The following is a 9,965-nucleotide window of genomic DNA, read 5'->3' as shown; positions in this document are numbered from 1 at the left end:
ACCTCAAGAAAGTTCACTCCTGCCCATGTCGCATAGCACAAGCTGCCCCAGAAACGCGGATTCGCCTCGATCACATTCACGCGCCCGTTTCGCTCATCGATCCGCATGTCCAGATGCATCACACCGTGGTAGCCGGTTGCCGCAACAAGGCGCTCTCCAAGTTCGTACACCTCGTCGTGCTCGAGAAAGTTGATGGCCGCATTGTCCATTCGCTGTTGGATGGCCCACGCGACGATGCGGCCATGATCCGCCATCAAGCTCAAATCGATATCTTCGCCCGGCAAATACTCCTGAATGAGGTATGGCGTCTCTTCACTAGGCTTCAATACCGAAACGTGTTCACGCAATGCCCTCTCGTCCTCTTGCACCTTGAAACCGAAACTGCCTTCTCCCCAGGAAGGTTTCACGATAACCGGATACGGCAGCGCAGCCGCGGGTAACTCGCACGACGTGATGCGATGCGACTGCGGTTGAGGAATCCCGATTTTCATTGCGACCCCATGGAATTGCCACTTGTCGTACAACGCATCGAACTGATTCAGTTCCGGTATGGGATAGTGAAGCATCCCTTCCGGCAACGAATGCTGCCCCCCCGCAACGTATCGCGTGCACAGCGTATCAACTGGGGCAAAGATTCCCTTATAGCCAGAAGAAAGCTGCCCAAAGACCTCTTCCAGCAGTGTCGCATCCATTTCTGCAACGCGCCGTTGCGGCACTGGAAAGATCCGGCCAACATGCGCTTGCCTGCACCACGAAGCCCCCGCGAAATCCGTCACGACATCGCACGGCAATCCGCAGAGTCCTGCTGCCCACACCGCATTCCGCGTCAGCGCCGGTGTCATCGAAAGAATGAGTACGCGCTGGACTTTGTTCGTGTTCGAATTCTCGCAGTAGCGTACGCTGCTCATGTTGACGACGCCAGCCTCTTCCACGTAAAGACGCGTTGAGCCAGCAACACACTGAGCAACACGATTCCCGCGATCCCTGCGCCCCGTACGGCCACCACACGCCACGGTTCATAACGTATGGTCAGAAGTACCATCGCCACGAAGTACGTCGAGGGCGAATAGATCGCAATGCACAGCAAGGCTTTCCATCCTTCGGCGTGACGCGCGCCCGCTGTCCAGATGAGTGGCCCTGGCTGCTCTTGCCACGCATGAGCTCTGTTCATGTCCAGCCAACGGTACGCACGTGCTATGTTCCCCATCCACGTCGTTCTGTCGAAGCGAACCTTCATTTCATCCGGCCATCTGACTACGCACAGATACGACGCCAACACCGCGCTCATGAAGATACCGTAATCTCCGATGACCAGAAACGCCGCGCCAACGTGCACCGACGCCGCGAACCAGACTGCTGCGTCATGTCGTCGCGGTACAAAAAACAAGACTCCGGCGCACAACTCCGCCGCGATGATCCACCAGCACATCGCAGCCGCCAGCGATTTGCCGGGAAACACGGGCGCAAGTGAGAGATAGATGTCCGATTGAAAGACGGAGCCCAGGAAATAGTGAAAGTACTGGCCTGTTTGCCAGTCCGGGTCGCACAGCTTGTTCAGCCCAGCGCCAAGATACATCACGCCCAATTGCCAATACAGCAAACGCGGCGCTCTTCCCCTTTCCTGCAAGCTTGTCAGCAAGAAGATCATCGACACAAAGACAATTGCGTTGCGGTAATAGACCTTCGACGAAAGTACCCCGAGCAGAAACACCGCGCCGATGATTCCACACTGGATACGCACCGCGCGATTGAACAGGAGACACGTCGCCGAGACCAGAAACACGGCCTTCAGTGTGCGGCGAAAAGCAGGCTCTGGCAATGCATCGAAAATAGAGAAGAACGGGGCGAAGGCATTCGGGAAACCATTGTGATACCCCTTTAACACCAGACCAATCACAATGAGCTTCGCCATCAGCAGCACGTTCGGCTGAAGCGCCGTGCCATCAATCCGAAAAGGCTCTCTGGCAATGCGTCCTAAGGTGCTGAGACGAGTGGCCATTGCCATAGCCGTTCCTCTCCGCCATTGGTCCTGTAACGGACCTGCACCTCAGCCTTGTCACCCGGACGATAGACCCCTTCCACATGCGCTACGACATCGGTGATTTCCTGGATGGCCCTTGGATTGACCGACTGGGCCGGAATGCGATAGCGCTTCTCGATCTCCTCCGGTGAGAGCGATCTTCCTTCGATTTCAACAGCGATTCGATACTCGTTCTGCGAATCGTACGGCGCCCAGCAAAAGTATCGCATCGGCCCGAACCTCGCCGCGCCAATCATGACAATCTGTGCTGCCAGTATCGATATGCCGATAGCCAACCTCACCGCCCCAACATGCCTCCAGCTTGTTTTCGGTCCAGCCATGCCTCATGCCAAATATGGTGTAATCCTATGGAACTGTAGGACTTCCGTCAATTCGGCAATTCCTGGCGAGAAAAGTCTCGTTGTTCGATTTGAATTGCATGAGCCCGCACCCTAGACTATTTCTCCAATAACAGGGGTTATTGAAGCAATATAGGGGTTTGGGACTGTTTACTGCGACCGCTTGATGGTGCGCGGGATCTCAAACCAACACATCTCAATACAATGCAGTTTGCGAAGCGAGTAGTCCTTACTCGCTATTTCTCCAAACTCAATCCCCAATCAAACCATGCAAAACACAAACACTACAGACAAAAAGCAACTTGCCGCACTTACCCTCGGGGCCCTTGGCGTCGTATACGGCGATCTGGGTACAAGCCCCTTGTACACCATCCGGGAGTGTTTCACCGGAATTCACGGCCTCGATCCCACTCGCGACAACATACTCGGAGTGCTCTCCCTTATTGTCTGGGCGCTGGTCCTCCTAATCTGCGTCAAGTACATGATCCTGGTGTTGCGCGCCGACAACCGTGGCGAAGGCGGAATCCTCGCGCTGATGGCCCTTACGCACTCCAAGCCGGGCGCGGCACACATCCTGAATCGTAGATTCGTCGTTATCCTCGGTCTATTCGGTGCCGCGCTTCTCTATGGAGATGGCGCTATTACTCCCGCGATTACCGTGCTCGGCGCGGTAGAAGGACTCCATACCTCCACCGACTTCTTCGAACCCTATGTGGTCCCATTGGCCCTGGTCATCCTCGTCTTCCTGTTCTCGTTCCAGCGGTTCGGAACGGCCCGCATCGGCGCATTGTTCGGCCCGATCATCGTGCTCTGGTTTCTCACGCTCGCGGCGCTCGGCATCGCAGGCATCGTGCAGGCCCCCGGTGTTCTTGCCGCTCTCAACCCGTACTACGGCATTCGATTGCTCGTGACCAGCGGATGGACCGGATTCGTCGTACTAGGCGCCGTCTTCCTGGCCATCACCGGCGGCGAGGCCCTGTATGCGGACCTGGGACACTTTGGCCGCAAGGCCATCGTGTACGGTTGGTTTGGCTTGGCGTTGCCGTCGCTCCTGCTCAATTACTTCGGACAGTGCGCCCTGCTCCTATTGGCCAGCGGGCCCATTGAGAATCCCTTCTACGCGCTTGCTCCCGCATGGGGCGTCATGCCGCTTGTTATTCTCGCGACTGCCGCCGCAATCATCGCCTCTCAGGCGGTCATTTCCGGCGCCTTCTCGCTCACACGCCAGGCCGTGCTGCTTGGCTTTCTGCCGCGAACGAAGATCGTTCACACGTCATCGGAATTGATTGGCCAGATCTATGTGCCCGTGATAAATCGCATCCTGCTGGTCATGACCGTGGCGCTGGTGCTCTTCTTCCGCACATCCGGTAACCTTGCCGCGGCATACGGATTTGCCGTCACCGGCACCATGCTCATAACGACCATGCTGCTTTTTGTCATTGCGCGCGAACAGTGGGGTTGGAGCATGCGCCGTGCCCTGCCCGTCTTCGGCTTCTTCCTCATCATTGACCTGACTTTTTTCTCCGCGTCTGTTGTGAAGATACCCCACGGCGGCTGGTTCCCTCTGGTTTCCGCGTTGTGCGTCTTCGCGGTCATGTCCACTTGGCGCACCGGCAGGCATATGCTGCGCGAGCAGTTCCAAAAACGTCTTTTGCCGTTTCCCGCCTTCATCGACGACGTGGCCCACGGTGAACACCGTCCGCATCGTGTGCCGGGTGCCGCGATCTTCATGACGGGCAACTTTGACGGTACGCCGCCAGTCCTTCTTCACAACCTCAAATACAACCGCATCATCCACGAGACGGTGGCCTTGCTTTCCATTGTGATTGAAGAGGTTTCCCACATCGCCGAGAACGAGCGAATCAACGTTGAAGACCTGGGTCATGGGTTCTACCGTATTCAGGCACGGTACGGCTTTATGGAATCGCCGGGGGTCACTGAAATCCTCGCCCTGTGCAAAGAGAAGGGACTGGCCTTCAACCCAATGACCACCGGTTTCTTTCTTGGCCGTGAAAGCGTGCGAATCGAGAAATCCAAATCTATGCCGAAATGGCGCTTACGGCTCTTCTCCTTCCTTTCGCAGAATGCACAGCCCGCCACATCGTTCTTCGAGATCCCTGCCAATCAAGTGGTCGAGTTGGGCCTGCACGTAGAGCTCTGATTCTCGCGACAGGAGGAGTTGCGTTCCCTGATTGTGACTCTTTACGATTGAAGTCCAACAATAAGGGGGTCACGATGATAACGTGCCGCGCATTCGTTGTCTCAGCAGTCTTCGTGTTCGCGCTGGGTGCTCACGCCGCCACGATCGCAGTTCCTGGCGACGCGACTACGATTCAACAGGCCATCGACCGCGCCGCTCCCGGCGACATCGTTTCCGTGAAAGCAGGGCAGTATAACGAGCACGTGCTTCTGAAGCCGGACGTTAGTCTCGTTGGCGAAGGCAAGGACAAGGTAATCGTACAGTCTGACTGCAACGAATCTCCGGTCTTGAAAGCGCAGGACTGCGTTAACGTCGAGGTTACTGGAATCAGTTTCAAACACCTGCCCGGTCAAGCCAAGAACGAATCCAAAGAAATACGCCCGGTTTGTCACTTGAGCAACTGCACGTTGAAGCTGATCGACTGCGCAGTATCCGGTTCACCGACGACCGGTGTCGTGTGTCAAGGAAAGGGCGGCGTGGTCCTGCGCGGGTGCTCCATTGGCGGTAATGCTGGGAACGGCGTTTGGGTCACAGAGGACGCTGTTCTTCTGGCGGATAAAACAGATGTCTCCGAAAACACCCGTGGCGCTGGACTCTGGGTCAGCGGTCCCGGTACCAAGCTCACGCTGCAAGATTGCACGGTCACCAAAAATGGAGTGGCGGGCGTATATGCGAACGATCGCGCTACGTTGAAGGCGGCCGCGTGCAAGATTCAGGAGAACGCGGGAGAAGGCCTGGCAATTATGAATCAGAACACGAAGGCCTCCGTGACCGATTGCGTGCTTGAGGGCAATGGCCGTTCGGGATTATTCGTCGATTCCGAGGCAACGGACAAGGTCGAGGCCCGAGGCAATACCCTTGCAGGAAACGCCACCATCAATCAGGGTGGGGTCCAGGTGCTGATGATCAATGAGCAGTTTGACGCCCTTGAAGCGATTGCCAAGCGGCTGCGTGACGAGAAGCTCCGCTGGGCGAACGGGGATTGGCAGTTGGATCGCTTCTATTACTGGCTGGCCCTGCAATGCTATTTCCTGAACGCATCAAACGAGGCCGTTCACTTCGCGCGCTTAGAGAAGTGGAAGACCGCCTACCCGGATTCGATTACCTGGCGTCTAGTTCTTGCGGCCTCATACCGCCAATGCGGATGGAGAGAACGAGGGACCGGCTTTGCATCAATCGTGACCGAGAAAGGTTGGCAAGAGTTTGCCAAGTATCTTGGAAAGGCCCAGGCGGCACTGGACGAGGCGCGGGCGATGGAACCAAAAGACCCCGCATTCTATGTACTCTGCTTAAATCAGGCACTCGAATATCACGCAGAAACTAAGCAAGAATCGGTCATTTCTCAAGTGGAGAACATGGCGCCTGGTGCAGTCGCCCCGGATGATCGGGTCGCGAAGGCCTTCGAAGAAGGCGTCGCGGTAGAGCCCGAGTACTTCCCGCTGTACTATGCGCGAGTCCGTTCACTGCTGCCTGAATGGGGAGGCAATCCAGCATCCATGCTGCAGTTTGCCGAAGAGTCTGAAGCACGCACGGAGAAGATTCCCGGCGCATGCCTGTATTCGCGAATTGCATGGGAGATCTTCCGCTACAAGCAGATCGATTTTACGACGGATTTCCTCTTCTCCTGGAAGAAGATCGATGAAGGGTATCGCCGGATGATCCAGCACTACCCAAATCCCACCAGCCTGCAGAATGCTCTCTGCCGCCTGGCCTGCGCCTACGATGACAAGAAGACTGCCCAGGAAATGTTCACGATTCTCGGGAGCAATTGGGACGACTCTACATGGTCCAGCAACGCAAGCTATGGGGCATGGAAAAAATGGGCTTTGGAAAACGGGCCGCACCCGGGCAATTCCCTGCTTGCATTGGCCGTCAGCAATCGAAGTCTCTCGGACGTGGTTAGCGCCCTGGCGAACGGAGAGGACCCGAACACCATCATGGATAACGGGATGTCGGTGTTGGCTCGCGCGATAGACGACGAAGACCTCGGCATTGCTCGTTTACTCATCGAGAAGGGAGCGGATGTCAATCTCACGCCAAAGGGGAGCAAGCCGAATCTGCTTGTGGCGATGGAGAATGAGTCATTGAATTCCATGCAGCTTCTTCTGGAAAACAAGGCTGATCCAAACGTAAAGAGTCCCGAGGGTTGGCCGCTTCTGTCGGTGGCTGTCACGCGTAGCATGCCCAAGAAAGCGATTCTGCTTCTGGAGTACAAGGCCGATCCGAATCAGGCGTCCGGCGTCGGTACTCCGCCGCTCACGATAGCTATTGCCAAACATCTTGGATTGGTGGTCGCAAAACTTGTGGAATGCGGCGCTGACGTCAATGCGCCCGCGTCGTCGGGAAATACTCCCCTGCTTCGCGCGGCTCACGAGAACGATCTGGACTCCGTGAAACTGTTGATCGAGAAGGGTGCGAAGATTGACGTGGGCAACAATGAAGGGTGGACTCCGTTGATGGAGGCCGCGAGACTGGGTAACCTGGCAATTGTCCGGCATCTTGTCGAGAAGGGCGCCGACGTCAACAAGAAGCCGAGTCTTGGCGCTTCAGCGTTGACTTTGGCCAAGCAGAACAAGAAGACCGTGGTGGTCGAGTACTTGACCCAACACGGGGCGAAGGATTAACCGCCTGATCGAGGTATAGGTGAGGGAATCGGCTGCCGACGCGCGAGAAGTATTTCCTGCATGGCGTCGGGAAGCGATGGCGCAATCATCTCCGCGAGGCGCGTGGGGACGTAGGGAATCGTAACGCTCTCTCCGACAGGAGGGAGTGTGCACAAGCGCAGTCTTCCTCCCGCGGATTCGAGGAACACATACGCGCCGCTTTCCGCGGCGGCGTCGAGCGTGACTTCCATTTTGCGCGGCTTGCCGTCGACGACGTTTAGCACCGTGATGGTGCTTCCTTCCAGGGGGATCTTTTGGCCTTCGTCGAACTGGAACCGGCCGCTTCGGACGATCTCCATGAACTCGCCGTCCGTCAGCGAGCCGCCAACCGCTTCCAACACGAACCGCCGGTCATCGATTCGCGTCAGCACGTGGTCGGTCGGCGATGTCGATAGCGCATGCCAGGATTTGGGCCTTTCCATTCCAAAGGCATTTCGGATGAGCGGTGGATACATGCACATCAGGGGATTATCCACCGACAACACGAATACGTGCTTCTCCTCAATGTTCTCGTCGTTCATGCACGCCGACAGCGAGTTTTCGATCATCCAGTTGTTCAGGATGGTTGTCGTCGTGGAGTAGGCCGGCCACATCAACGGGGAGAACACCAGATGGATACCCGCCAACACACCGCACGCTGTGCCGTAGGCCGTTCTCTTGCCTGGGACGCGTGTCTGCCACCAGTGCCGGAGTAGAATGGCTACGAGAGCGCTTCCAGCCAGCGTGGTCGCGAGCAATAAGCGGTTCATGGGAACGGTGGCGGCCACCGGGAGCAACGACAACAGGCCCGCGGGAATCATCCATCGAATCGCCTGCCGTTCGCTTTCTTCAATACCTTTCCAGGCCTTTTTTAACAGCCACGCGAACAGGAAGACGCTCGCGATACCCGCTGCGATGATCGCGCCTCGTGTATACGGAAACAGGACCCATGGATCGAGCTGCACCGAGAGCAGCACCCCACCCACGAGCGCCAGCACCCGTTCGGTGATCATTCGGATGTATTCGAAGGGTTCGCTCATCGGATCAGCGTAGATTCCCGATCCGAACACGCCGTATCCGTAGAGTTTGTAGGCGATGACATAACCCACAGCCAGTGCGGTTGCGGGCGCTACACAGAGCGTACGTTTGGCAAACGAGTCTTTTCTGCCGAATAACTCGTAGGCGCCTGTATAGGCGAGGACTCCCAGCCAGCCTTCGCCTCCGAGCAATCCTGTTACATACCCCAACAACGACAGTGGCAGTCCCGGCTTCCAGTGGTCTTCACGCCATTTCAGGTGAGCCCACACGCCGAACAGGGGTCCCACGGTGGCGACCAGCGCGTTTACATTGGCGAGCCACACCGCAGGCATCCAGTGGGAGGCGCTCACGGCAAACAGAAGCACGGCCAGGGCGGCTGTTCGCTCGGGCAAGACCCGCCGCGCCAGCAGACCCCAGGCCACGATAATCAGCAAGTACCAAAGCAGGCTGTGGATGTGCCACCCCGCCGCGTTCCTGCCGAAGAGGTATTGGTCAAGCCAGAGCGACGCCGACGTCAACGGACGGAAGAAGCGCATTTTGAATTCGGGCAGAGTCCACCACGGGTGTGGTCCCTTTGCGATGAACGGAACCATTTCCTCCGCCGATCCCGTTCCAAATGTGAACAGTTCCGTTTTGGTTGCGGGGGCATGTTGCCCTTCCAAGACCATGAGGAGGTAGTAGTCGTCAACGAAGAAATTCAGCGCAAGTCCAGTGGCGGTAAGGCACGTCGCCGCGAAAAGCGGCACGGCTAGCATGCGCCAAAGGCCGCGGCTCGACGCTCGCGGATTACCCCCAACTGCAGGTTCAACTACCACAATTCGAAACGGCTTCCTTCTGGTATCGGGCTACTATACACTTCACAAAACCGTATACAGACCATGCAATCCGGCCTTAGGATTCAGTCTGAAGAGAGCACAAAATGCTAACGTTTTGTCGCGGAAGGTGCAAGGATATCGATGCTCGCTCAAAGACTGTGCCCTCGCCGGTTGCGGGAGGACTCGTTGCCGGAGTTATTGGACATGATTGACAAGATTCACAAGATGAATAGTCGTCAATTGGCAGCGCATGACATGGAACGAGAATCCTAGCCCGTCGCTCCGCTTCGCCGGGGCAAATGGTTCACGTGCAAGAGTTTGAGGTTCTGCAATGAGGATCTCTCACGAGCACCTGGGCATGGCGGCCGGTTAAGAACGTTATCCCGGTGGTCCGGAGACTATCTCACAGTCGTACTCCTCTCTGCGCGGTACATTAATGGGAGCGCCTGGCATCGGCGGTGCCGTGTAGGTCGCGTTTCGTTTGACGCACATGGCGTATACCTCCTTCATGAGTTCATCGCCCTCGTCTATCATCGTTGGTAGTTCCGGCGAAATGCCGCATTTCGATTTGGCATTCGACTCTTTGGGGGCGCGGTCAATCAGGTCGTCTGCTTCCTTCCGCGCTTTGCGCGCTTGTTCGAGGGTCTTGTACAACGAATCGATTTCGGACGTGCGGTCCTTTGCCGGCGTGGTCTTGGGTGGTTTGGTCTTGTTTTCGCCGTCTTTGCCCAGTTCGCCGCTTTGCGGTTGTGGTTCTTCGTGGGCGTACAGAGGGCTTGTGCGGCGGAGGGTTTGCATGGTTTCACGGTGTGCGAGGGTCTCCAGGGCGACGGCCTCTCCGATGGCGAGCAGTACGTCTATGGGCGGCGTGCGTCCGTAGCGTTGGCGGGC

The 9,965-nt window shown here is 56.9% G+C and carries 7 protein-coding genes; 2 read left to right on the top strand and 5 right to left on the bottom strand.

Annotated elements, in window-relative coordinates; translation table 11 throughout:
- From K1Y02_22465 to K1Y02_22455, 3 genes are all read right to left on the bottom strand, one after another.
- Window positions 1-908, bottom strand: a 908-nt coding sequence (locus tag K1Y02_22465; GenBank protein ID MBX7259143.1) for an ATP-grasp domain-containing protein, incomplete at its 3' end; no start/stop codon positions are given.
- Window positions 905-2,005 carry a hypothetical protein gene (locus K1Y02_22460; GenBank protein MBX7259142.1) on the bottom strand — a complete coding sequence of 367 codons (1,101 nt, stop codon included), beginning with the start codon at window positions 2,003-2,005 and terminating at the stop codon, window positions 905-907. The genes K1Y02_22460 and K1Y02_22465, both read right to left, overlap by 4 nt.
- Window positions 1,975-2,322, bottom strand: coding sequence for a hypothetical protein (locus tag K1Y02_22455; protein ID MBX7259141.1), 348 nt, complete (start codon window positions 2,320-2,322; stop codon window positions 1,975-1,977). The genes K1Y02_22460 and K1Y02_22455 overlap by 31 nt, the downstream gene beginning before the upstream one ends.
- Window positions 2,323-2,647: 325 nt before the next feature.
- Between K1Y02_22455 and K1Y02_22450 the strand changes: the two genes are divergently transcribed.
- Together K1Y02_22450 and K1Y02_22445 are read left to right on the top strand one after the other, a co-directional pair.
- Window positions 2,648-4,540 carry a potassium transporter Kup gene (locus tag K1Y02_22450; GenBank protein MBX7259140.1) on the top strand — a complete coding sequence of 631 codons (1,893 nt, stop codon included), beginning with the start codon at window positions 2,648-2,650 and terminating at the stop codon, window positions 4,538-4,540.
- Between the two features lie 74 nt (window positions 4,541-4,614).
- Window positions 4,615-7,203: an ankyrin repeat domain-containing protein gene (locus K1Y02_22445; GenBank protein ID MBX7259139.1), complete on the top strand. Its 2,589-nt coding sequence runs from the start codon at window positions 4,615-4,617 to the stop codon at window positions 7,201-7,203.
- Here the strand turns inward: K1Y02_22445 and K1Y02_22440 are convergent.
- Complete coding sequence (locus K1Y02_22440) at window positions 7,200-9,074, bottom strand: hypothetical protein (GenBank protein ID MBX7259138.1); 1,875 nt, start codon at window positions 9,072-9,074, stop codon at window positions 7,200-7,202. The genes K1Y02_22445 and K1Y02_22440 overlap by 4 nt on opposite strands.
- Window positions 9,075-9,452: 378 nt before the next feature.
- On the bottom strand, window positions 9,453-9,965 hold a 513-nt coding region (locus tag K1Y02_22435; GenBank protein MBX7259137.1), incomplete at its 5' end, for a hypothetical protein.

The organism is Candidatus Hydrogenedentota bacterium (assembly GCA_019695095.1).
Classification (GTDB): Bacteria; Hydrogenedentota; Hydrogenedentia; order Hydrogenedentales; family SLHB01; genus JAIBAQ01.
Note: the sequence above shows the minus strand (reverse complement) of the source record. Positions and strands in the feature narration are given on the sequence as shown.

Coding starts and splice junctions, on each gene's coding strand:
- K1Y02_22445 (MBX7259139.1), top strand. CDS start 4,615: ATGATAACGTGCCGCGCATTCGTTGTCTCAGCAGTCTTCGTGTTCGCG.
- K1Y02_22450 (MBX7259140.1), top strand. CDS start 2,648: ATGCAAAACACAAACACTACAGACAAAAAGCAACTTGCCGCACTTACC.
- K1Y02_22460 (MBX7259142.1), bottom strand. CDS start 2,005: ATGGCAATGGCCACTCGTCTCAGCACCTTAGGACGCATTGCCAGAGAG.